Source organism: Thalassospira sp. MCCC 1A03138 (genome assembly GCF_002115785.1).
Classification (GTDB): Bacteria; Pseudomonadota; Alphaproteobacteria; order Rhodospirillales; family Thalassospiraceae; genus Thalassospira.
Window position 1 is genome coordinate 132,602 of sequence record NZ_JFJY01000008.1, and the last position, 22,567, is coordinate 155,168.

23 protein-coding genes are annotated in these 22,567 nt (G+C 56.2%); 9 read left to right on the top strand and 14 right to left on the bottom strand.

The annotated features are described in order from the left end of the window. Positions 1-193: 193 nt before the first annotated feature. Positions 194-1,438, top strand: coding sequence for a DUF1835 domain-containing protein (locus tag TH468_RS16520; RefSeq protein ID WP_085645701.1), 1,245 nt, complete (start codon positions 194-196; stop codon positions 1,436-1,438). On the opposite strand, the gene TH468_RS16525 is transcribed toward TH468_RS16520, so the two are convergent. Then, positions 1,435-2,349 (bottom strand): LysR family transcriptional regulator, encoded by a 915-nt coding sequence (locus tag TH468_RS16525; RefSeq protein ID WP_085645702.1) that lies wholly within the window; start codon positions 2,347-2,349, stop codon positions 1,435-1,437. The genes TH468_RS16520 and TH468_RS16525 overlap by 4 nt on opposite strands. 106 nt (positions 2,350-2,455) lie before the next feature. On the opposite strand from TH468_RS16525, the gene TH468_RS16530 reads away from it, so the two are divergent. Beyond that, positions 2,456-3,316 (top strand): SDR family oxidoreductase, encoded by an 861-nt coding sequence (locus tag TH468_RS16530; protein ID WP_085645773.1) that lies wholly within the window; start codon positions 2,456-2,458, stop codon positions 3,314-3,316. Positions 3,317-3,389: 73 nt separating this feature from the next. Here TH468_RS16530 and rnd read toward each other — a convergent pair whose 3' ends face one another. The 7 genes from rnd to TH468_RS16565 all read right to left on the bottom strand — a co-directional run bounded on the left by rnd (position 3,390) and on the right by TH468_RS16565 (position 10,407). After that, complete coding sequence (gene rnd, locus TH468_RS16535) at positions 3,390-4,559, bottom strand: ribonuclease D (protein ID WP_085645703.1); 1,170 nt, start codon at positions 4,557-4,559, stop codon at positions 3,390-3,392. A gap of 89 nt (positions 4,560-4,648) precedes the next feature. Further along, positions 4,649-5,737, bottom strand: a complete 1,089-nt coding sequence (locus tag TH468_RS16540) for a succinylglutamate desuccinylase/aspartoacylase family protein (protein WP_085645704.1) — start codon at positions 5,735-5,737, stop codon at positions 4,649-4,651. A 3-nt stretch (positions 5,738-5,740) separates the two neighbouring features. Further along, the gene (gene rimK / locus TH468_RS16545) at positions 5,741-6,646 is read right to left on the bottom strand and encodes a 30S ribosomal protein S6--L-glutamate ligase (RefSeq protein ID WP_085645705.1); all 906 of its coding nucleotides are present in this window, start codon (positions 6,644-6,646) and stop codon (positions 5,741-5,743) included. Between the two features lie 61 nt (positions 6,647-6,707). Further along, complete coding sequence (locus TH468_RS16550) at positions 6,708-7,244, bottom strand: RimK/LysX family protein (protein ID WP_085645774.1); 537 nt, start codon at positions 7,242-7,244, stop codon at positions 6,708-6,710. An 84-nt stretch (positions 7,245-7,328) separates the two neighbouring features. Continuing rightward, a complete protein-coding gene (locus TH468_RS16555) occupies positions 7,329-8,081 on the bottom strand; it encodes a DnaA ATPase domain-containing protein (protein WP_085645706.1) in 753 nt (250 codons plus the stop codon). Between the two features lie 7 nt (positions 8,082-8,088). After that, complete coding sequence (locus TH468_RS16560) at positions 8,089-9,186, bottom strand: AI-2E family transporter (protein WP_085645707.1); 1,098 nt, start codon at positions 9,184-9,186, stop codon at positions 8,089-8,091. A gap of 96 nt (positions 9,187-9,282) precedes the next feature. Beyond that, positions 9,283-10,407: a DUF2066 domain-containing protein gene (locus tag TH468_RS16565; RefSeq protein WP_246832369.1), complete on the bottom strand. Its 1,125-nt coding sequence runs from the start codon at positions 10,405-10,407 to the stop codon at positions 9,283-9,285. 319 nt (positions 10,408-10,726) lie between these two features. On the opposite strand from TH468_RS16565, the gene purM reads away from it, so the two are divergent. The 5 genes from purM to TH468_RS21505 all read left to right on the top strand — a co-directional run bounded on the left by purM (position 10,727) and on the right by TH468_RS21505 (position 13,537). Further along, complete coding sequence (gene purM / locus TH468_RS16570; RefSeq protein ID WP_085645709.1) at positions 10,727-11,800, top strand: phosphoribosylformylglycinamidine cyclo-ligase; 1,074 nt, start codon at positions 10,727-10,729, stop codon at positions 11,798-11,800. After that, positions 11,788-12,462 (top strand): phosphoribosylglycinamide formyltransferase, encoded by a 675-nt coding sequence (gene purN / locus TH468_RS16575; protein WP_085645710.1) that lies wholly within the window; start codon positions 11,788-11,790, stop codon positions 12,460-12,462. The genes purM and purN overlap by 13 nt, the downstream gene beginning before the upstream one ends. Before the next feature lie 157 nt (positions 12,463-12,619). Continuing rightward, entirely contained in the window at positions 12,620-12,991 is a 372-nt protein-coding gene (locus tag TH468_RS16580; protein ID WP_139834743.1) for a hypothetical protein, read from the top strand. 104 nt (positions 12,992-13,095) lie between these two features. Further along, positions 13,096-13,224: an aa3-type cytochrome c oxidase subunit IV gene (locus TH468_RS16585; RefSeq protein ID WP_085645712.1), complete on the top strand. Its 129-nt coding sequence runs from the start codon at positions 13,096-13,098 to the stop codon at positions 13,222-13,224. Between the two features lie 178 nt (positions 13,225-13,402). Next, a complete protein-coding gene (locus tag TH468_RS21505; RefSeq protein ID WP_139834744.1) occupies positions 13,403-13,537 on the top strand; it encodes an aa3-type cytochrome c oxidase subunit IV in 135 nt (44 codons plus the stop codon). A gap of 119 nt (positions 13,538-13,656) precedes the next feature. Here the strand turns inward: TH468_RS21505 and ndk are convergent, their stop codons facing one another. Further along, complete coding sequence (ndk, locus tag TH468_RS16590) at positions 13,657-14,079, bottom strand: nucleoside-diphosphate kinase (protein WP_007091418.1); 423 nt, start codon at positions 14,077-14,079, stop codon at positions 13,657-13,659. A gap of 364 nt (positions 14,080-14,443) precedes the next feature. Between ndk and TH468_RS16595 the strand changes: the two genes are divergently transcribed. Both TH468_RS16595 and TH468_RS16600 read left to right on the top strand, forming a co-directional pair. Beyond that, entirely contained in the window at positions 14,444-16,354 is a 1,911-nt protein-coding gene (locus tag TH468_RS16595) for an ABC-F family ATP-binding cassette domain-containing protein (protein ID WP_085645713.1), read from the top strand. A 119-nt stretch (positions 16,355-16,473) separates the two neighbouring features. Next, entirely contained in the window at positions 16,474-17,754 is a 1,281-nt protein-coding gene (locus TH468_RS16600; protein ID WP_085645714.1) for a calcium-binding protein, read from the top strand. A gap of 62 nt (positions 17,755-17,816) precedes the next feature. Here the strand turns inward: TH468_RS16600 and arsH are convergent, their stop codons facing one another. From arsH to TH468_RS16625, 5 genes are all read right to left on the bottom strand, one after another. After that, a complete protein-coding gene (arsH, locus tag TH468_RS16605) occupies positions 17,817-18,548 on the bottom strand; it encodes an arsenical resistance protein ArsH (protein WP_085645715.1) in 732 nt (243 codons plus the stop codon). Then, a complete protein-coding gene (locus TH468_RS16610) occupies positions 18,523-18,942 on the bottom strand; it encodes an arsenate reductase family protein (RefSeq protein WP_085645716.1) in 420 nt (139 codons plus the stop codon). The genes arsH and TH468_RS16610 overlap by 26 nt, the downstream gene beginning before the upstream one ends. A gap of 21 nt (positions 18,943-18,963) precedes the next feature. Next, positions 18,964-20,034 (bottom strand): ACR3 family arsenite efflux transporter, encoded by a 1,071-nt coding sequence (gene arsB, locus TH468_RS16615; protein ID WP_085645717.1) that lies wholly within the window; start codon positions 20,032-20,034, stop codon positions 18,964-18,966. A gap of 33 nt (positions 20,035-20,067) precedes the next feature. Continuing rightward, positions 20,068-20,394, bottom strand: coding sequence for a helix-turn-helix transcriptional regulator (locus tag TH468_RS16620; protein WP_085645718.1), 327 nt, complete (start codon positions 20,392-20,394; stop codon positions 20,068-20,070). Between the two features lie 148 nt (positions 20,395-20,542). Beyond that, the gene (locus tag TH468_RS16625; RefSeq protein ID WP_168177165.1) at positions 20,543-22,504 is read right to left on the bottom strand and encodes a diguanylate cyclase domain-containing protein; all 1,962 of its coding nucleotides are present in this window, start codon (positions 22,502-22,504) and stop codon (positions 20,543-20,545) included. Positions 22,505-22,567: the final 63 nt, after the last annotated feature.

A 22,567-nucleotide genomic window follows, 5' to 3' on the forward strand; every position in this document is an offset into this window, starting at 1 on the left:
TACCGTTTCCTTCTGTTTATTCAGGGCTTTCCGGTTCATTTATTTTGAACCGGAAAGCCCGCAATGCTATGGTGCCCTTGCTTCCCAAAGCACCCCGTCCGCGGAAAGGGCTGCGCCCGGTCTTAAATGACATATGAACCACACGGTTTCCTTGCCTGTCTGGCGGACACAGGCTTAAGCACGGGGGAATCGTATGTCTGCTTCACGCACATCGAAATCCAGAATATTTGACGGCCGTCTGAACCTTGAACAGCAGCGCAAGCGCGCCAAGGAACTGCTGAAACCTGCCCGCAATCAGCAGGCAGATGCCCAAACCCGGATTGCGGCCCACCTGCCTGGTAAAAGCATTGATGACCTGCAACTGGCCGATAGCCAGCTTGTCATCGCACGCGAAAACGGCTTTGCCAGTTGGCCGAAATTGAAATCCCATATCGACCGCATTACCGAACACCAGCGCCAGATTGCATCGGGGCAGTTGCCAACGCTCGACACCCCGGCAACCCTGCATCTGCGCTGCGGCTCGGACATTGCACACGGTTTGAAACTGGCCGGATTTGTCGGTACTTTCATGGAATTTTCCGATCCGTTCTGTCAGGGACCGGTGCCCGATGTGCCCCTGCCCGACTTTATCGAAACGCGCGCGCGTTTTATCGCATCGTCCTATCGGATTGATTTTCCCGATGCGCTTTCCCGCCTGCAACGCGAATATGCCGGGCTGGCGACATTGGGCGATTATGATCATGTCGTGCTGTGGTTTGAACATGACAGCTACGATCAGCTCATACTGGCCTTCCTGCTTGATTTCATCGCGACACTTCGCCCGCAAACCAGGCTTGATCTGATTTGCGTTGATCGGGTGCCGGGGGTTGAGCGTTTCATCGGCCTTGGTCAGCTTTCGCCCGAACTGCTGATCTGGTGCTGGGAAAATGCCCGCGCACCAGTTTCAGGTGCCATGCTGGAATTCGGCCAAACGGTCTGGCCCGCGATCCGTGCCTCAAGCCCCGATGCATTGCTTACCATCATCGATAACGGTCAATCGCCAATCCCCTGCATGATCGCAGCCCTTGATCGACATCTGCGTGAATTGCCCGATCCCGAAAACGGTCTTGGCCTGACGCAGAAACTGACGCTGCAAATCCTTGCCGATTTCGGTCCGCTTCCGGCCGGCAAGGTTTTTGGTCACCTGATGCGAACCTATGACCCGCTGCCGTTTCTGGGCGATTTGATGTTCTGGGAAGTTCTTGTTGATATGGGCCGGGCGAAAATGCCGCTTTTCACCTATCCCGAAAACCCGAGCCAGACGCCCTGGCCGGACCGGACCCTGTCGCTTTCTGAGACCGGCAGCGAAGTCCTTTCCGGCAAGCGAAATTTCATGGAGTTTTACGCCGGTGAACGATGGGTTGGCGGCATCCGGATTAGCGGTGCAACAGGACCTTAAACCAGCTTTCGCGTGACCCTGAAAATCTCGCCCCGCAGCCATTTATGCGGGGCGCTGGCGGCGTTGCGGACGTGCCAGGACTGGGCGAAGCTGTATTCAGGGAAATCAAGCGGGAAGGTGCATTTGGCAAAGCCGGTCATGACATCGCGTTCAAGCCGCGATGGCAGAGATGCGATCACATCCGTCCCGCGGATCAGGCTGGCGATGCTGGCAAAGGTGGATGCCTGCAAAACCGTGCGGCGTTTGCGTCCGATGGCATCGAGCATCTCGTCCACCGCCGAATGATCATTATTGCCGATAATCACGCGCGCATGGGGCACGGCGCAATATTGATCCAGCGTATCGGGTGGCACATCATGGCAATCCGCATCGTAAAAGCACGCCATATGTTCGCGAAACAGAGTCTGTTGCGCGATATCGCCGACATTTTCAGTCATATGCAGACCAATCGCCAGATCAAGCTGGCCGCTGCGCAGCCGGTCGATCACGTTGGTATCGCCATGGATCGGCAGAATCCGAAGCCGGATATCGGCGGCATAGCCGCGGATGATGCGAAACAGTTCGGGCATGATCACCGCCACCTCGTAATCGTTGGTACCGATCACAAAGCGGGCTGATTGGTTCGGATCATTCGGATCGAAGGCATCAACGCGGGCAAGGTTGCGCAAATCCTGCAACAGGATACGCACCCGCCCGGCCATTTCATCGGCATGGGCGGTCGGCGTAATCCCCCGCCCCGACCGGACAAAAAGCGGATCACCGACAATCTGGCGCAACCGGTCAAGCCCGTGGCTGACCGTCGGTTGACCGACGCCAAGGCGATTGGCCGCGGCGGTTACCGATCCCTCGTCATAGATGGTCAGGAAAAGCCGTAGCAGACGATAATCAAGATCCAATTCATCGATGTTCATGCATGAATACTATCACCTTGATCGAATTGATCATATGGGAAATCAGGTGCAGTTTCATTTCATTGACGGGCCAATGCCCACCCCCGATTACCGGAGAAATGAAACCATGAAAATCCTCGTTACCGGCGCCACCGGCCAGCTCGGAAGCCTTGTTGTCAAACATCTGCTCGACCGCGTCCCGGCCAGCCAGATCGCGGCCAGCGTGCGCAATATTGCCAAGGCACAGGAAATGGCCGCCGAAGGCATTGATATCCGCCATGGCGATTTTGATGATCTTGCCCTGATGACCAACGCGTTCAAGAACGTTGATATCGTGCTGATAATTTCGGGCGAAACCGATGTTGAAACCCGCATCAAACAGCACCGTACCGCCGTTGATGCCGCCAAGGCAGCCGGTGTCAGCCATCTTGTCTATACCAGCTTCATCGATGCGCGCCCTGAAAGCCCGTTCACCTATGCCGCGATCCATGCCGACACGGAAAGCTATATCAAGGCAAGCGGCCTGTCCTTTACGCTGCTGCGCAACAGCTTCTATACCGACCTTCTGATGGCAGGCGTTCCGCATGCGCTTGAAACCGGCGATTTTGGTGCCCCTGCCGGGAATGGCAAGGTCAGCTACATTCCGCGCAACGACCTAGCCGAAGCTGCCGCCACCGTGCTTGCCAATCCGGCCGATCATGTCAATCAGACCTATGACCTTTCGGGCACGCCCATCGGCTTTGCCGATATTGCGGCCATCATTGCTGACGCAACCGGCAAGGATATCCGTTATGTCGATCTGCTGCCCGAAGTCCATACCGGCATTCTGGCAAGCTTTGGCCTGCCCGACCATCTGATCGAGGCGCTAAGCGGCATGTATGTCGGCACGCGTAATGGCGATTATGAACAAACCAGCGATGATTTTGCCAAGGTTGTCGGCCGCGCACCGCAAAGTACGGCGGACTTCCTTAAAGCGGCGCTGAAATAATCTGCCACATCTAAAAACGAAAAACGGGCCAAATCTGGCCCGTTTTTTCATGTCTTCGATTGGGTCGCGGGATTTAGTCCCGAGCTTCAAGCTCTACAAATACCACTTCGCCGTTCTTGAGCTTGAGCCCGATCTGTCCGTGCTTGAGTTGCAGGGCATATTGGCCGAACAGCTCGCGCCGCCAGCCATGCATCGCCGGGACGTCGGCATTGTCATCAGCCGCGATATTCTGCAAATCGTCGCTGGATGCCACAAGACGCTGGGCAACGCCCTTTTCCTCGGAACAGAGTTTCAGCAGCACCTTAAGCAGTTCCACCGTCGGGCCGATCCCGGCAGGAAGGTCCGGGCGGAATTTTGGCTGCGGCCAGTCTTCCTGCGGGCTATCAAGGGCGGCCTGGATGGCTTCGATGATCGCCTGACCGGGTTTGCTGCTGCCGAAATTGCGGCCAACACCGCGGGTCTTGTCGAGATCCTTGTCGGTCAATGGCTGCCGGGCGGCGATATCAAGCAGCGTATCATCGCGCAGAACGCGGTTTCGCGGTAAGTTCTTGCGCTGTGCCTCGGTCTCGCGCCATTCGCCAAGCGCACGCGCCACCGCCAGGAATTTCGGGCTGTTGGAGCGGGTTTTAAGCCGAAGCCATGCTTCTTTCGGATCAATCGAATAGATCGACGGATCGGTCAGGCGTTCCATTTCCTCGGCCAGCCAATAGGCCCGACCATTGGCTTCGAGCCGTTCGTGGAAGGCTTCGTAAATCACGCGAAGATGCGTCACATCCGACAGCGCATAGCTGAGCTGTTTGGTCGAAAGCGGACGATGCGACCAGTCGGTAAAGCGCATTGATTTATCGATGTTCTTGCGCACCACCTTGTTGACCAGCGTCTCGTAACCGACCTGATCGCCATAGCCCAGCACCATCGCCGCCACCTGGGTATCAAAGACCGGGTGCGGGACCTTGCCGCTGAGATGGACGAAAATCTCGATATCCTGACGGGCGGCGTGAAACACCTTGACCACGCTTTCGTCCTGCATCAGGTCGAACAGCGGGGCAAGGTCAATGCCCTCGGCCAGCGGATCAACCGCCGCGCCATTATCCGATGTTTCGGGGCTTGCCAACTGCACGAGGCAAAGCTGCGGCCAATAGGTCGAATCGCGCATGAACTCGGTATCGACCGTGACGTATTCGAACTGCCGGAGCTTTTCGCACAACGCGCGCAGTTCTTCTGTATTTGTAATTGGTTCCATAAACCTTGCTATAACATTGCCGGGCGCGATCCGCCAGTAGCTTCGATATGACAGCTATCATGCGTAAAAATCACGGAAAACCCGCCGCCTTAGATGATTTCATCCTCGTCAAGCAGCGGATCGGATTGCAGATGGGTTTCGATGGCGTCCATGCGTTCCTGCAATTCCGATGACCGTTTGATGGCCGCCACATGGAAAAGCGCATCGCCCTGATTGACAATCGGCAGATTGGTCCGCCCGATGATCAATCCGGCATGTTTCGCCACGACCTCTGCATCGCGAAGGCCAAACGGATCGGAAACTGCGGCCACCACATCGCCTTCGTTGACGAACTCGCCCGCGATCTTGAAGGTCCGTAAAATCCCGCCGACCGGCGCACGCAGCCAATAACTGCTGGATGATTTGAAAGGGGGGACTTTCGGATCACGGATCGAGCGGCCCGACGTCATGCCAAGCTTGCGCATCACGCGCAAGACACCCGACACACCAGCCCGGATCGACATTTCATCAAAGCGGAGCCCCTCGCCCGCTTCATAGAGCAGGATCGGGACTTCGGCCTCTTTGCCGGCCTGGCGCAGCGACCCTTCACGCAGCGGGCTGGTCAGGATGATTGGAGCACCAAAAGCCTCGGCATATTCCATGATGTCATGATCATCGTCATTGACCCTGATCTGGGGCAGGTTGACGCGGTTCACGGCTGCCGAATGAAGATCGATGCCGAAATCGGATTTCTCGACAATCTCGGTCAGGAAAAGATGGGCAAGCTGTGCGGCAAGCGACCCCGCCGAATGACCGGGGAAACACCGGTTAAGATCGCGGCGGTCAGGCAGATAGCGCGTATGGTTCAGAAAACCGAACGCATTGACCACCGGAACCGCCAGCAATGTGCCATGCATCCCGCGAAGGGCGGGCGATTTCAGAACCCGGCGGATGACCTCCACCCCGACGATTTCATCGCCATGCACGGCCCCACTGACAAACAGGACCGGACCGGGCCGTTTGCCATGCACCACATTGACCGTCAGATTGACCGGCGTGTGATTGGATAAAAGCGAGATCGGAATATCAACGATCTGGCGCGTCCCGGCGGGGACTTTTTTGCCGCCAATCTCGAAGTCCGGGGTCCTGGCTACCTTTGCCGATTTGGCTTTGGATACTTTCTTCCCGATCTCGTTCACAGCTTATCCCTTGCCTTTGGTCCGCACCTTGCCTGGGCGGTGATCCTTTTCCATGAATTCGATAATCATCCCGGCAATATCCTTGCCGGTTGCCCCTTCGATGCCTTCCAGACCGGGTGATGAATTGACTTCCATCACCACCGGACCGTGGTTGGAGCGAAGAATATCGACACCACAGACATTTAGCCCCATCGCCTTGGCGGCTTCAACTGCTGTTGCGCGTTCCTGCGGAGTAATACGCACGGACCGCGCCGAACCGCCGCGATGAATATTGGATCGGAAGTCGCCCTCTGCCCCCTTGCGTTCCATGCTGGCGACGACCTTGCCACCAATCACAAAGCAGCGAATATCGGTATTGCCCGCTTCCTTGATGAATTCCTGTACCATGATATCGACATTGGCACCGCGGAAGGCCTCGATCACGGACTTGGCGGATTTTTCGGTTTCGCCAAGAACCACGCCAATGCCCTGGGTGCCTTCAAGAAGCTTGATCACCACCGGGGCACCGCCAACGATGGAAAGGACTTCGTCGGTTTTTTTCGGATCATGGGCAAAGGCCGTTACCGGCAGGCCAACACCACGCCGCGACAGAATCTGCAGGGAGCGCAGCTTGTCGCGCGAGCGGCCAATCGCCACGGATTCGTTTAACGGATAAACGCCCATCATTTCAAACTGGCGCAACACCGCCAGTCCGAAAAACGTGACCGAAACACCGATACGCGGAATGACCGCGTCATAGCCGCTAAGCTTCTGGCCGCCGTAATAGACTTCGGGTTTAAGGGAGGTGATGTTCATCGTGACGCGCAGCGTATTGATGACATCAATTTCGTGCCCGCGACTTTCGGCCGCCTCGACCAGCCGTTTGTGGGAGTACAGATTAGGATTGCGCGCAAGCATTGCGATTTTCATGCAATGGACTCCCGTGGTCGAGCGTTACAGAATGTGTCGAAGGTTCAACGACAGCGTCGGATCATTGTTCCGAAACGGTGCCGGATTGCAGCGCCGTATAAACCTGTTCCGGTTTCCCCGCCAGATAAGATTTTGACGGTTGGACCAAAAATCTTCCTGCCTTCATTGCCGTGCGCCCCAACAGCATGGGAAAGCCCATCAATGAACGGTTTGCCAATGAAATCTCGACCCGGATTTTATGATGCCCGACGGCGATATGGGTCGAAATCACATAACGTTCCTCGGCCTCGCCGTTGGAGCTGCGAATCTCGCGGGTTTCCACAAGCGGTGCCGTGCATTCGATACGACCATGCCCGTCACCGCGGTAATGCGGCAAGATGAATTTTACGAACTTTTGGTTATCGCGTTCAATCAGCCGTGGATTAAGCGCATGCAGCGACGATGTCCGCGCCCCGGTATCGACCTTGGCCTTCATCAACGGCACGTCAAAATCCGGTAGTCCGATCCATTCGCGCCAGCCCAGAACATGTCCGGACTGGACCAGTGCATCGGTCTTGGATTTCAGGGACGGTTTAACCTTGGTCTTGCGCGCGGTCACATGCACTATCCGGTAATTTGCAATCGGGCGAATATAACGCGTAACATCTTGCCTCGCCTATCGAAAATGCGTCGGACTGCTGCGTCAATCCTGTTGACCATCCATCACGGCCCGCACCAGCGGCAATGTCACCGCGCGTTTTTGCGCCAATGCCTGCCGGTCAATCGCGGCCACCAGTTCGGTAAGCGCGACAAAGCTGCGTTCGATGCGTGGCAGGATATAGGCAATGATCTGCGGGCCTGGTGCCATCTGCCGGTCGGCGAACAGCTTGATCAGAAGTCCGACCATCAGGTCGTCATCGGGCGGGGAGATTTCGCAGACCAGTGCTGCCCCCAGACGTGATTTCAAATCCGGCAGATCGACTTTCCAGCGCGATGGGGGCTGCTGTGCGGTCATCAGCAAATGCCCGCCGCGTTCTTTCAGCATATTATAAAGATGGAAACACGCCGTCTCGTCGAGGCCAAGATCGGCATCCTCGATGACAAGCCCGGTGGCATCGCCCAGAAGCACGTCCGGATTCGCCCCGACAAGGTCACGCCCCGAAACGCTTAGCGCGGCCGACCGTGCCCGCCATACTTCCGCAAGGTGGCTTTTGCCCGATCCGCGCGGCCCATAAAGACAAAGGGCAGGAACCGGCCATTCCGGCCAGTGATCAATCCATGAAACGGCTTCGCGATTACAATCGGCGACCATGAAATCGGCCCGCCCCAATGCCGGGCGCAGTTCCAGTTCCAGCGGCAACTGTTGCGGCGATAATTCCGGCATATGGCCGTCGCCACCCTTTTCGGGTGCAGCGGGCGTTTCGTCCGGGGCCGTCTTTTGGGGTGCGCGGGTCACTGTGTTCTCAATTCTCGGCGTCTTTTAACGGATCATAGGCCGGATTGTCAGGGCCGTGATCATATAACCGGCTATCCAGATACTGCCTTAAGCCATATCGCACAAGCACACCGATCACCGCAGCCACCGGTACGGCCAGCATCACACCCAGCAATCCGAAAACAGCACCCCCGGCCAGCAGGGCAAACATCACCCAGACCGCATGCAGACCGACCTTGTCGCCGACCAGTTTGGGGGTCAGGAAGTTGCCTTCCATCACCTGCCCGGCCCCGAAAACAAGGGCGACCAGCGCCAGATCGACACTGACGCCAAACTGCGCCAATGCCACGCCCATGCCAACGGCAAACCCGGCAAACATGCCGAAATAGGGTACAAAGGACACGAGCCCGGTCATCAGGCCAATGACAAAGCCGAATTCAAGCCCAACCGCCGTCAAGCCCAGCGCGTAGAACAGGCCGAGCAAAATGCAAACCGTAGCCTGCCCGCGCACGAAGCCAGCCAGGGTTTCATCAATTTCGCGCGCGCATTGGCGGATATCCCCGGCCGAACGGCGCGGCAGATATCCATCGATCTTGGCAACGATCTTGTCCCAGTCACGCAGCAGGTAAAAAGCCACAACCGGGGTAATGAACACAAGGCTGAGGAAGTTCAGCAACGCCAGCCCCCCCGAAAGCACATTGGTCAGAAGGTTGCCGACCCATTTGATCGCGTTCGCGGTCTGGCCTTTGACCGAATCCGATATGCCTTCAAGCGTTTCGGGCGCGATGCGGTCGATGATGTGCTGCACATACGGTGCTACGGTCGTCCGCAATGTGTCGATATAACCGGGCAGTCTTTCAAGGAAGCCTGCAAGCTGGCTGCCGATCATCGGCACGATCAGCAACAACACGAAAATGAAAATCAGGAAAAACAGAGCCGTGATGATCGTCGTGGCAATCGTCCGGTTGATCCCGCGTGCTTCCAGCCGATCGGCCAACGGATCAAGGAAATAGGCAATCGCCATCCCGGCCACAAACGGCAGCAGAATACTGGAAAAAAGCCAGATCAGAACGAAAAAGGCGACAACGAAAATCAGCCAGAAACGGGCCTGCTGCCGAAATGTCATATCCGTTTTTCCCCTTGTTTCGCTGTCATGTCGCCGTGATGACGCCCGCCCCCAAAACATTTGCGAACATCCTGGACGGTAAAGCCTCAGGCGGCATTAACCGCCGATCGACAGGTCCTGTAAACGTTCCGAACCGACAGGCTGGATAAACCAGAGATCGCCGGACTGGCTCAAGCTTAAATTCTGCTGTGCCAGGGCGGTGCGCAGCTGATCGGTTGAACCGACATAATCAACTGCAATCTGCACTTCGCGGCGCGACATCGCGACAACCCGGCTGGCGCGGACCACCGGGGACCCGACAATGCGGTCCTCGATCCTGGCCCAGTCATCAAGACCGGTGATCGGGATGAACACCATCAACTGCCCGCCGGTTCCGTAATTGATCAGGTTGGCACGTTTCCATCCTGCCGAAAGCTGGTCCTGCACGCCCTTGGCCGCATGCACCAGCGTTTCGTTCAGGCTTTCGCCCGACTGGGTCGTTTCGGTCACACCAAAGACCTGTGGTGCGCCGCTGGCATCATAACGGGTCACGGTTACATCAACCCTTTCTGCACCGGTTTCGCCACTGACCGTGGCGCTGGCGACAACGGCGACATTCGCACCATAGCGGCGGGCAAGCTCGTTCAAACGTTCGATCGCGCCATTTTCCGCCTGTTCGGCCGAAACGGTGCCGATATCCTGCAAATCGCCAATCGGTGCCTTGACCGGGACCAGACCGCCCGATGCGAAATTGCGGCTCCAGATATCGCGCCACGGATTGGGGTCATCCCACAGGCTGGTGTAACCGCCCGAATGATAGACCGGCACAATGATCACCGGCTTGGATTGCAGTTCGGCAAACGGGATATCGCGGAAACGCAAATAGTTGCGAAGTTCGTTTTCCTTGAACCGCACCGTCATGTCCGCGATATAGCGCACCGAGGATGTTTTTTCGTTCGAGACACCGAAATCGCGCACCATATTATTGATGTCGTTCTGGTTTGGCGTGCCAAGACTTCTGCGGTCTTCGGGCAATGTCAGGCGTGCCACAACCTCATCGAAGGCCTTGCGCTGACCGATGGCAAGGGCCTGATCACGTGCGGCGGCGGCGGTTTCCGCACTTTCGTCAACATGCACCCCCGATACCGAGAAGATGTCCTGTGCAAATACCGGAAAGGATAAGGACGCCGAAAGTCCGACGACACCTGCCAACAGCCTGAAACTTTTGAGTCTTGTAAGCACGTTTGCCTCTTTGCCCATTTTTCGATGGTTTGATGCTTCTTGTGGCACGAGTGAAGCATTCTGGAAAGAAAACTCTCCCATGCGCACCTGAGCATTGCATATTGCCCACGTTTGAGTATTTTCGGCCCAGCGGAAATTATCAAGCCCGCGTTTTTTATCAGTATGATGACTTTTGGCTTCTTATTGCCCTGATTAAAGGCGTAACCAAGGCGAAAGTTCCGGTCCCGGTTGCCAAAACCCGGCCTGATCGCCCGTACTGATGAAAAACGCGGGTTGCCCGCTTTTGTTTTATCCATGCGCTTAAGCCGAGGATCACCCAATGACCGCCTCCAACGGCCTTACCTATAAGGACTCCGGTGTCGATATCGATGCTGGCAATGCCCTTGTCGATGCAATCAAACCGCTGGCCAAAGCAACCAGCAGAACCGGCGTTACCGGTGGTTTGGGGGGATTCGGCGCTTTGTTCGACCTGAAAGCTGCCGGTTATAACGACCCGGTTCTAGTTTCGTGCACCGATGGTGTCGGTACCAAGCTTAAAGTCGCCTTTCTGGCCGACAAACACGATACCGTCGGCATCGACCTTGTCGCCATGAGCGTCAATGACCTTGTGGTCCAGGGCGCAGAACCGCTTCTGTTCCTTGATTATTTTGCCACCGGCAAACTTGCCGTCGACAAGGCAACCGACGTTGTTGCCGGTATTGCCGAGGGTTGCAAACAGGCGGGCTGCGCGTTGATCGGCGGTGAAACCGCCGAAATGCCGGGGATGTATTCGGATGGCGAATATGATCTGGCCGGTTTTGCGGTTGGGGCGGCGGAACGCGGCGAACTGCTTGACGGTTCGAACGTTGCCGAGGGAGATGTGATCCTTGGCCTGGCGTCAAGCGGTGTTCATTCCAACGGTTATTCGCTGGTGCGCAAGGTTGTTGAACGTGCCGGTCTTGGTTATGCCGACGATGCCCCGTTTGCACCGGGCAAAAATGTTGGCGAGGCCCTGCTTGAACCGACCAAAATCTATGTCAAAAGCTGCCTTGCGGCGCATAAGGCCGGTCTGGTCAAGGCGCTGGCGCATATTACCGGTGGTGGTCTGACCGAAAACGTCCCGCGCGTTCTGCCGGAAAACCTGACGGCGGTGTTTGACGCCAGCACGTGGGAATTCCTTCCGATTTTCAAATGGCTGTCCAAACAGGGCGGCATTCCGCCGGTTGAAATGGCGCGTACCTTTAACTGCGGCATTGGCATGTGCGTTGTGGTTCCGGCGGATAAGGCCAATGAGGCCGAAGCATTGCTGCGTGAAAACGGCGAAACCGTCAGCCAGATCGGTGTGATCGGCCCGCGTGCCGGTGATGGCCCGCAGGTCATCATCAAAAACATGGCTGCTGCATGGGAAAAGTAACGCCGCTGAAGCTTGCCGTTCTGGTTTCGGGCGGCGGGTCGAACCTTCAGGCGATTATCGATGCCTGCAAGTCTTCTGACTATCCGGCGGAAATCGTTCTGGTGTTTTCCAACCAGCTTGACGCAGGCGGGCTTGAACGTGCGCGCCGTGCCGGTATCCGGGCAGAAGCCATTTCGCACAAGGGCTTCGAAGGGGGGCGTGAGGCCTATGACAGCACGGTCAGCAACCTGATTGAAGCGTCCGGTGCCGATCTTGTGGTTCTGGCAGGTTACCTGCGCCTGGTCAGTGAAAGCTTCGTGACGCGCTGGGAAGGCCGGCTGATCAATATCCACCCGTCGCTTCTGCCAAGCTTCAAGGGCCTGCATGTTCATCAGGCTGCGCTTGATGCCGGGGTCAAATATTCCGGCTGCACGGTGCATTACGTCGTGCCAGAAGTCGATTCCGGCCCGATCATTGCGCAGGCCGTCGTGCCGGTCCTGCCCGGTGATGATGCCAGTGCGCTGGCGCAGCGTATCCTGAAACAGGAACATCGCATCTATCCGCAGGTGATCCGCTGGATCGCCGAAGGCCGGGTTTCGGTCGATGAAGCCGGGATCGTAACGGTCGCCGATGCGAATGCCCCCGATTTCGCGCGAATCAATCCGGTGCTTGAACCGAACTGACTGCGCCCGTGGCGGGCGATCCGCAAATGGTTTTAAGGGGTGAACGAAAGTTCACCCCTTTTTTCTGAAAACTGCCGTTCTCGCCATATTGCCTCCGCAATCTGTCGGCCAAATGCGTGACCGAAATGACATCCCCCTTCGCCAAGACGGATTTGATATGCGGATTGCCAGCCTTACCTCTTCGATTGCCGTTGTCCTGGCATTGCTTCCAAGTCCTGTTCCTGTGCTTGCGAACGAGGCCCCGCCCGCACCGAGAAACTGGCGCGAAACCAAATGCGCGATGTATCACGATATCCGCGCCGAAGTTCTGAAATCAATCCCGCGCGAAGCAATCGGCGATGCATTTGCCAAAGCCGAAGAAGACTATATCGCCGGGGGATGTCGCGGGCGTGCCTATGCCTGCCCGCGAACCGACACGCAGCTGGAATATGCCAACACCGTTTCACTGCGCATGATGAGCGGCGGTCTTTCGGGCACGTTCCTGCCCTATGGCTGCGAGGGCGGGACGGAAACAGCCCCCGAACAATAAGCCGATCATTCGCCAAATGAATGATATCGCCAGTTAATCTGCGTCTTGCGTCGCAACAACTTCACGTCTATACACTGGAGAAATTCTAAACGCAGGAGGCTAATTTGCAGGGTAAAGACTACGAACTGACCAAGACCCACGTCGACATCTATAACGGCTATACCGTTTTTATGAAGTGGGTCACTCTTTCTGTTGTCGCCATTTTGATCCTGATGGCCATCTTCCTGCTGTGATCGCCTGATCGCGGGATAAAAAATGCAAAGCTGCCGAAACCGGCAGCTTTTTTCTTGGCCAAAAACAAACGCATGGCGTTATTTTGGAAATATTTATTCATCCCTGAAATGTGTTACGATAATTGCGGCATCCCCGCTGCAAGGGGGCGCATACCTGTAACATGTCAGGGAGGAAACAATGCAAGGAAGCGACTACGACACCAATCTGGTTGAAGTCCACCAGCATGGCTGGGAAAACTGGACCAAATTCATGCTCTGGAGCGTCATTTCAATTGCCGTCCTGCTGTTATTGATGGCGGCATTCCTGCTTTGATCGGCTGTATATTTCGCGCATAAAAAAAACGCCCCGCACATGATGCGGGGCGCTTCTTATCCGGCGAACCGGAAACCGTATTTCGTATCGCTTAACCGACGATGTCGGAGCCTTAAGGCTTAGCCGACGATGTCGGTCTGGGCGAAGAAATAGGAAATTTCGATTGCAGCATTTTCAAGCGAGTCCGAACCGTGGACCGAGTTCGCTTCGATGGATTCTGCAAACTGTTTGCGAATGGTGCCTTCCTCGGCATTGGCCGGGTTGGTAGCGCCCATTACTTCGCGGTATTTGGCAACAGCGTTTTCGCCTTCCAGAGCCTGGACGACGACCGGGCCGGAAACCATGAAGTCCACGAGTTCACCAAAGAACGAACGTTCTTTGTGAACAGCGTAGAAGCCTTCAGCCTGTGCACGGGTCAGAGCGACACGCTTCTGCGCGACGATGCGAAGGCCTGCGTCTTCGATGACGGCATTGATTTTGCCAGTCAGGTTGCGGCGCGTTGCGTCCGGCTTGATGATCGAAAGAGTGCGTTCGATAGCCATTGGTTTCACCTAGCTACTTGTAAAAATTCGTTACCCCCAAGAAGGGACTGCGGAAGATAAAAAAGCCGACGACAAGGCTTCCTTATCATCCGCAGACCCTAAGGTTGGCGCTATATAAACGCCCTTGGATCGCAACGCAACACATAGTTCTGCCCGCGCAATTCAGACCTGCGCGCCTTGCATCGGCGGTTGAAAGCCTCAAAACCCGCCGGTTTCCCTTCAAAACTGCGATTTACTGGCATTTGCATATGCTGTCTTGGGGTTCTTTGCGTCCAGATGACAGTTTCAAGAATCCTTGCGTCGCAGCCCTCCCTGCCCTATTGAAAGCACAGATTTTCAAACGATTCCCGGATGCGGACCCGAAATGCTGCAAATTACCGATCTGACCTACCGCATTGGCGGCCGCATGATCCTTGATCATGTCACACTGACCGTCCCCGATGGCTATAAGCTGGGCCTGATCGGACGCAACGGGGCTGGCAAATCCACGCTGCTGAAACTGATTTCCGGCGAAATCGCATCGGATGGCGGCGATGTATCGCTGTCAAACCGCACCCGCATGGGTGTGGTATCGCAGGAAGCCCCGGCAGGGTCGCGATCCCTGCTTGATACGGTTCTGGATGCCGATACCGAACGTGCGGCCCTTCTGCATGAAGCCGAAAACGTCACCGATCCGAACCGGATCGCTGATATCTATACACGGCTTGCCGATATCGATGCCCACACCGCCGAGGCACGCGCGGCATCAATCCTTTCGGGGCTTGGCTTTGATGCCGAAGCCCAGCAACGCCCGTGCGATGATTTTTCCGGCGGCTGGCGCATGCGTGTGGCACTTGCGGCAACCCTGTTCCTGCAACCCGACCTGCTGCTGCTTGACGAACCGACCAACCACCTTGATCTTGAAGCCACCATCTGGCTTGAAAACTATCTGATCAACTATCCCGGCACGATCATCCTGATCAGTCACGACCGCGATCTTCTGAACAAGGCGGTCAAACATATTGCCCATCTGACCGATGGCAAGGTGACGATGTATGGCGGCAATTACGACAAATTTGCCAAGACCCGCCGCGAGCAGATGGAACTGGCGTCCAAGCATTACGAAAAACAGGTCGCCCAGCAAAAACACATCCAGTCCTTCATCGACCGCTTCCGCGCCAAGGCCAGCAAGGCCAAACAGGCGCAAAGCCGTATCAAGATGCTGGAAAAAATGGGTCCGGCGATTGCCGTTGTAGAAGACCGCAGCATTTCGTTCGACTTCCCAAGCCCCAAGGAATTGCCACCGCCTCTGATCAATATCCATAACGGAGATGTCGGCTATGAACCCGGCAAACCGGTCTTGCGCAATATCAGCCTGCGCATTGATATGGATGACCGCATCGCGCTTCTGGGCGCCAACGGTAACGGTAAATCGACACTGGCCAAGCTTCTGGCCAACCGGCTTGAACTGATGGCCGGGGAAAAGGTTGCGTCAGGCAAATTGCGCATCGGTTATTTTGCACAGCATCAGACCGACGAGCTTCGCGGTGATGAAACCCCGTATCAGCATATGGCTGCCCTGATGCCTGATGTGATCGAACACAAGGTCCGGGCCCAGCTTGGCCGCTTTGCGTTTGAAGGCCAGAAAGGCGACACCAAGGTCAAGGACCTTTCGGGTGGGGAAAAGGCGCGTCTGCTGTTTGCGCTCATGACGCTTGATGCCCCGCATATGCTGATCCTTGACGAACCGACCAACCATCTTGATATCGACAGCCGCGATGCGCTTAATCATGCGCTTAATGCCTATGAAGGTGCGGTAATCATCATCAGCCACGATCCCTATCTGATCGAAGCCTGTGCCGATCGCCTGATCCTGGTTGCCGATGGTGCGGTCACCGCCTTTGACGGCGACGTTGCCGAATATCGCCAGTATCTGCTGAACCGTGCGCGTGATGAACGCCGCGCGGACAAGGCAGAAGCCAACGAGAATGGCGAACCGGCACGACCAGAGGACAAAGGCAACCGAAAGGCGCTCCGCCAGCAGGCTGCCGAAAAGCGCAAGGCCGCCGCCCCCATCAAGCGCGAGATCGAAAATCTTGAAAAGCAGATGGAAAAGCTGACCGCACGCCGTGACAAAATCAAAGAAGAAATGGCAGATCCGGCGCTTTACGAGCCCGATAACGCGACCAAACTGACCACCTTGCAAAAAGACCTTGGCAAGATCGAAAACGAACTGGCCGAGATCGAAACCCGCTGGATGGAAAAGCAGGAAGAATACGAACAGAAGGTGGCGTAATCCGCCGCCTTCTGGCGTCTCCCCTGTTTTGACGTCAATCCCGCCCCGCTGCCATCAAGTCGCCGAATTCTCCCCGCAGCTTTTCCCAAGGGCAAAGCAAACAATGCGGGAGACGGACCATGGTTGAAATCATCTATGGGACCGACGGCGCAGATGTGCTTGTCGGAACGGAACAGGACGATCATATTTTTGGGCGCGCGGGCAGTGATTATATCCGCGGGCTTGGCGGCAATGACCGCTTCTATGAGATCGGACTGGGGAACGATACACTTGATGGCGGTGCCGATCATGATCATTTCCACGCAGGTATCGGTGACGACACGCTGCTTGGCGGTGCCGGCAATGACAAACTTGATGGCGGCCCGGGAGCCGATATCATCGATGGTGGTCCCGGCCGCGATGAAATTCAATTTTCCTATTCAAATGACTCGGCCAGGGAAGGTGTCATCGTCAATCTTGTCACCGGCATCGGTGTGGGCGGCGATGCGGATGGCGACCGCTATAGCAATATCGAGGACATCCGAAGCACCAGATATGACGACGTCCTAATCGGCAATGAAAAGGACAACACCTTTTTTCAGACCTACAACCGATATGGCGATGGCGATATCATGCGCGGAGGTGATGGCGATGATAAATTCCATGCTGCCGCCGACTCTTCTTTTTCCGATGATCAGAACAACTATTTCATCGGTGGCGAAGGCAGCGACACCATCAGCTATATTGCCGGTTGGGGCAATGATGCGCCTTATGGGGAATATGGCCCGCAGCCGGTGATCAACCTGGAAACCGGTTCAGGGCGCACCGGCGACCATTTCGTCAGTATCGAAAATGTAGATGGCAGCAATCAGGGCGATCTGATCATCGGTGACGACAATGATAACCGTCTGATCGGCAACAAGGGAACTGACACCATCTATGGCGGCGATGGTGACGATATTCTGGAAGGTGAAGAACTATACGGCGAAGCAGGGAACGACACACTTACCGGCGATGGATATAACGTCTCGCTCTATGGGGGTGATGGCCATGACACGCTTGATGCCGGCCCCAAAGCCCTTGAAGCCTTTTCCGACAACATCCTTTCGGGCGGCGGCGGTAATGACTGGCTTCAGGGAAATATCGGCGATGATACCTTTATCTTTGACGCCGAGGCCTCCAGCCGTGATCGTGTGGTTGATTTCGAAACCGGTGACGGTGGCGATACCCTGCTCCTCACCGCTGATCTTCAGGCCAGATCGGGCATTACCGATTTTGACAGCCTGCTGGATCACACCACCGAAACCGATGGTGGTGATCTTTACATCGATTTCAGCAACGGCGATCCATGGACCTTTGGCGTGATCGTCGAAGACATCACCGAGGATGACCTGACACCTGATAATGTCGAGTTTGGCTAAGCTGGCCCCATATGCCGATATGCCAAGGCCGCCCGATTATGACAGGGCGGCCTTTGTTCTGTTCAGGTTGCGGTGGGCTGATTGACCCTGGCCGAAAGGGCCGCGTGGCTTTCCACCCGTTCGGAATACCGATCAACAAGGTGATCGCGAATGTCGCGGGTTAACAGCGTGAACTTCACCAGTTCTTCCATCACATCGACAATCCGGTCGTAATAGGGAGACGGCTTCATGCGCCCCGCCTCATCAAACTCGTTCCATGCCTTGGCGACCGATGACTGATTGGGGATGGTCAATAACCGCATCCAGCGCCCCAGAATGCGCAACTGATTGACGGTGTTAAAGCTTTGGCTGCCGCCGCACACCTGCATCACCGCCAGTGTCTTGCCCTGTGTCGGGCGCACCGCACCAAGCGACAGCGGTATCCAGTCGATCTGGCTTTTCATAAGGCCAGTCATGGCCCCGTGCCGTTCGGGCGATGACCAGACCATCCCCTCGCACCAGCTGACCAAATCGCGAAGCTCTGTCACTTTCGGGTGATCGGTCCCGGCTTCGTCAACCAAGGGCAGGCCTGCGGGGTTGAATATCCGGACCTCTGCGCCAAACCGAGTCAAGATACGTGCGGCTTCCTCGGCGGCGAAACGCGAAAAGCTGCGTTCACGAAGCGAGCCATAAAGCACCAATATACGCGGTGCATGGGTGCTGTGTGCCGTGGGAAACAATGCCCCAGCCGTGATCGGTGCGAACTGCTCATCCTTGATATTGGGGGTATCAGCCAACGCGTTCCCCTTTCGCATTCAGGATCATCTCGCCATCTTCCTTGTAAAGCGGCCCGACCGGCAAGTGATCAAGCAGATCAAGTACCGTTTCGGACGGACGGCACAACCGAACCCCTTTTGGCGATGCAACAATCGGGCGGTTGACCAGAACCGGATGGGACAGCATCGCGTCGATCAGGGCATCGTCCGATACCGCATCATCAAGCAATCCCAATTCTGCCGCCGGTGATTTGCTGGTACGCAGTGCCGTGCGCGGTGTCAGGTCGGCGGCGGCAAAAAGTGCCAGAAGCTGTGGCCTGGTCCAGCCTTCCTTCAGATATTCGATCACCTGATAGGGATCGCCGGATTTCTCAATAACCTCCAGGACATTGCGCGATGTCCCGCAATCAGGATTGTGGTGGATAACGATCATGGCAAACCTCGTGAAAGCTTATTATGCGTCGGGGAAACGGGCACGTGTCCGGTTGGCAAAGGCCACCAGCGACAGCATCACCGGTACTTCGACCAGAACACCGACCACGGTTGCCAGTGCCGCCCCGGAATTCAGGCCAAACAGACTGATCGCCACCGCGACGGCCAGTTCAAAGAAGTTCGATGTCCCGATCATCGCGCAGGGTGCCGCCATCCGGTGCGGAATGCGCAGCAGGAAGGCCGCCCCATAAGCCAGCACGAAAATCCCGTAGCTTTGAATCAGGATCGGAACCGCAATCAGGACAATCACCAGCGGCTGTCGCAGGATCACATCGCCCTGAAGCCCGAACAGAATGGCGACCGTCGCAATCAGGCCAAGGATCGACCATGGTTTGACCCGGGCGGAAAATCTTTCGATCGCATCCTTTGATCCCAGAACCCGACGCGTCACCAACCCGGCCAGAAGAGGTAAAACCACATAAAGCACGGTTGCCAGAACCAGCGTTTCCCACGGTACGGCAATATCGGTCACGCCGAGCAACAATGCGACAATCGGCGCGAATGCCACGACCATGATCAGATCATTGACCGACACCTGTACCAGCGTGTAGGTCGCATCCCCCCGCGTCAGTTGCGACCAGACAAACACCATGGCTGTGCACGGTGCCGCCCCCAGAAGGATCAGACCGGCGATATATTGCGCGGCGTCAACTGGTGCGATCCAGGGGGCAAAAACATGTTCGAAAAACATCACCGCCAGAAACGCCATGGTGAACGGCTTGATCAGCCAGTTGACCACCAGCGTCACCAGAAGCCCCTTGGGCTGGCGGGCCACCCCGGCCACGGCGGCGAAATCAACCCCGACCATCATCGGATAGACCATCGCCCAGATCAGGACGGCGACCACCAGATTGATCGACGCCACCTCGCTTGCGGCAATCGCATCGACAAGCCCGGGCGCCACCACGCCGATCACAACCCCGCCAATCATGGCAAGCCCGACCCAAACGGTCAGAAACCGTTCAAACACACCAAGTTTTCCACTGTCGGCACCGCAATCGGCACCATTGTTTGCGTGATTATTCTCTGTCATCGGAATTCCCTGTGATCGTAGTGATCAGGCCGCTCATCGGCAGGTTTTGTTCAACATCGGCAGACAGATATCCTCCCGCCCGCCACAACAGTCTTCCATCAGGAACACCAGAAGATCACGCATCGTGCCGATCTCGGCAAAATAACGGATCGCACGCCCCTCGCGCACCGACCGGACCAATCCAGCGGACGACAGGATGTTCAGATTGTTCGAAAGCGTGTTGGCGCGAATATCAAGTGCCGCCGCAATATCCCCGGCAATCATGCCTTCCGGTTCCGCCTTGATCAGCAGCCGGAAAATATCAAGCCGGACATCATGCGCCAGCGCCGATAATGCATTTAAGGTATCTATCTTTTCCATAATTCATGAAATATCGAATTATAAAGACAGGTGCAATCAAAAATGCACCACTACCGATCTTATATCGCAACAAAAAGACCGCCCCGGTTGTCCACGACGGCCTTTTCTTCATATCCGTCCCAGACAGATCCGGCGGATCGGACGGTATTCATGCTTCTGCTTTCTGGCCCCGCTTACCCATCGATTTGCGCGTTCGTTTCTGCTGATACATGCTGTCATCAGCAAGCCCAAGCAGCGCCATAACCTCGGTCGTGTCGCCGGGGAAGACGGCAAAACCGATACTGGCCCTGACGCTGACGGTCACCGTATCGATATCCATATTGCGTTGAAGGGCGGCGGAGATTTTCTGGCTGATCCAGTCGACCTCATCCCTGCTTTTAAGGGCGTCGACAATCACGGCAAACTCGTCCCCGCCAAGTCTTGCGACCGTGTCGCCCTGACGGACCGTATTTTTGATCCGCTGCCCGACCTTGGTCAGGACCACATCGCCAACCTCGTGTCCATAGCGGTCATTGATCGGCTTGAACCCGTCAAGATCGATATAGAGCACGGCAATCATGTGGCCTTCGCTTTCGGCATGCCTGCAGGCAACATCAAGCCGATCTTCAAACAGCAACCGGTTGGGAAGCCCGGTCAGGGCATCGTGATTGGCCTGCCGCCAAAGTTCCTGCGCATTTTCCATATGGCGCGAAATATCAAACCCCGTCTCGACAAAGCTGACCGCCCCGCCATCGGCATGACCAATCGCACTGATGACCACATTGACATAAAAGAAATTGCCATCCTTGCGCCGGTTACGAACCTCCCCCTCCCAGGTGCCATTCGCACGTGCCGCCATCAGTATTTCGTCAAGCTCGGCAGCATTTTCACGTTCGGCGCGCAAGAAAGACAGGGACCGGCCGATGGCCTCGTTGGGCAGATAGCCGGTCATGGCGGTAAAGCCCGGATTGACCTTGGTGATCAAGCCTGTCTCGTCCGTGACGACAACGCTGTTCTTCGATGTTTTCAGAACCTCGGACGATAGGCGCGCATCAAAGCTGTCTGCCAGTTGCCGTTGGCGCGTCCATGCATAGGCCGCACTTCCAACCGCAATCAAAATCAGGAATGCTGCGGACACCGTGATCAACATCGAACGTTGCGGCCACAAAAGATCATCCAGCACGTTTGAAGAAATCCATGCCCCGACAAACAGATCAAGCCGACCTTCGCTGCTTTCACCATTGCCGAAAATCACCGAAAGCGACCGGCTGCTGTCGCGCATCAGAAACATGTCCGATACGCCAAGCTGACGCAGGGTGAAAAGCCCCCTGTCCGTCGAAAAACTTTCCAGTCCCAGCCGGATATTCTCCCACGCATCGCCAAACCGGTCGGCAAATGTCACGGGTTTTTCCGAAAGCAGCATCGACCAGTTTTCATCCTCGCGCCCGCCGCGGATCCAGTTGCCCGCCTGATCAAGCACAAACGCGTGTGATCCCGCAACCGCAAGCGGGGCCAGAACATCATCAAGCAAGGGGGCGGCACGCAGGTTCAGAACCACAACACCCTGCCGCTCCCCAAACCGGTCAAATACCGGTGCCGAAAGCCGGATTACCGGTTTGATCGGCTGTTCGATTTCGCCGTATTCCCGATTAAGATCGATGCCAGAGATATAAACCGTGCCGCGCGGCGCACGCGCAGCCTGCGCAAAATAAGGACGCTTCGCCTTGTTCTGGAGATCACGGCCCGGCACCTGATAAGGCACTCCACCACCGTAATTCACCCGAACGACCTCGTCGCCCGCCATATCCAGAAACCGGATCTGATCGTAAACAATCCGGCGTTGCGCAAACAGGACATATTCCTCGGCCAGCCGATCGGTTGACGATATCCCGGCAAACACCGCATCAAGGCTGGGGCTTTCCGACAGGATCAGAAGGTCAGAAACCACATTGCCGATCTTTTCCTGCAAAACCGATATCGACTTGTCGAGATTGTATTCCTGCTGCCCTGATATGACCTTAAGCCGCGTTGCGCTGCCATCCCATGCGACAAACGACACCAGCAGCACAAAAACCGCGCAAAGCGGTATGAAACAAACCAGAAACGATTTGATATGCCCCGATCGGATCATGCCTCTGAACTTCTCAACCTGTTTGTTCGTTTTATCTAAATGGGAACGGTCGCAAAAATTACA

What these genes read in the sequence shown, in the direction of transcription:
- TH468_RS16520 (WP_085645701.1), top strand. Translation starts at nt 194, where the DNA reads ATGTCTGCTTCACGCACATCGAAATCCAGAATATTTGACGGCCGTCTG.
- TH468_RS16525 (WP_085645702.1), bottom strand. Translation starts at nt 2,349, where the DNA reads ATGAACATCGATGAATTGGATCTTGATTATCGTCTGCTACGGCTTTTC.
- TH468_RS16530 (WP_085645773.1), top strand. Translation starts at nt 2,456, where the DNA reads ATGAAAATCCTCGTTACCGGCGCCACCGGCCAGCTCGGAAGCCTTGTT.
- rnd (WP_085645703.1), bottom strand. Translation starts at nt 4,559, where the DNA reads ATGGAACCAATTACAAATACAGAAGAACTGCGCGCGTTGTGCGAAAAG.
- rimK (WP_085645705.1), bottom strand. Translation starts at nt 6,646, where the DNA reads ATGAAAATCGCAATGCTTGCGCGCAATCCTAATCTGTACTCCCACAAA.
- TH468_RS16560 (WP_085645707.1), bottom strand. Translation starts at nt 9,186, where the DNA reads ATGACATTTCGGCAGCAGGCCCGTTTCTGGCTGATTTTCGTTGTCGCC.
- purM (WP_085645709.1), top strand. Translation starts at nt 10,727, where the DNA reads ATGACCGCCTCCAACGGCCTTACCTATAAGGACTCCGGTGTCGATATC.
- purN (WP_085645710.1), top strand. Translation starts at nt 11,788, where the DNA reads ATGGGAAAAGTAACGCCGCTGAAGCTTGCCGTTCTGGTTTCGGGCGGC.
- TH468_RS16580 (WP_139834743.1), top strand. Translation starts at nt 12,620, where the DNA reads ATGCGGATTGCCAGCCTTACCTCTTCGATTGCCGTTGTCCTGGCATTG.
- TH468_RS21505 (WP_139834744.1), top strand. Translation starts at nt 13,403, where the DNA reads ATGCAAGGAAGCGACTACGACACCAATCTGGTTGAAGTCCACCAGCAT.
- ndk (WP_007091418.1), bottom strand. Translation starts at nt 14,079, where the DNA reads ATGGCTATCGAACGCACTCTTTCGATCATCAAGCCGGACGCAACGCGC.
- TH468_RS16595 (WP_085645713.1), top strand. Translation starts at nt 14,444, where the DNA reads ATGCTGCAAATTACCGATCTGACCTACCGCATTGGCGGCCGCATGATC.
- TH468_RS16600 (WP_085645714.1), top strand. Translation starts at nt 16,474, where the DNA reads ATGGTTGAAATCATCTATGGGACCGACGGCGCAGATGTGCTTGTCGGA.
- arsH (WP_085645715.1), bottom strand. Translation starts at nt 18,548, where the DNA reads ATGCGAAAGGGGAACGCGTTGGCTGATACCCCCAATATCAAGGATGAG.
- TH468_RS16610 (WP_085645716.1), bottom strand. Translation starts at nt 18,942, where the DNA reads ATGATCGTTATCCACCACAATCCTGATTGCGGGACATCGCGCAATGTC.
- arsB (WP_085645717.1), bottom strand. Translation starts at nt 20,034, where the DNA reads ATGACAGAGAATAATCACGCAAACAATGGTGCCGATTGCGGTGCCGAC.
- TH468_RS16620 (WP_085645718.1), bottom strand. Translation starts at nt 20,394, where the DNA reads ATGGAAAAGATAGATACCTTAAATGCATTATCGGCGCTGGCGCATGAT.
- TH468_RS16625 (WP_168177165.1), bottom strand. Translation starts at nt 22,504, where the DNA reads ATGATCCGATCGGGGCATATCAAATCGTTTCTGGTTTGTTTCATACCG.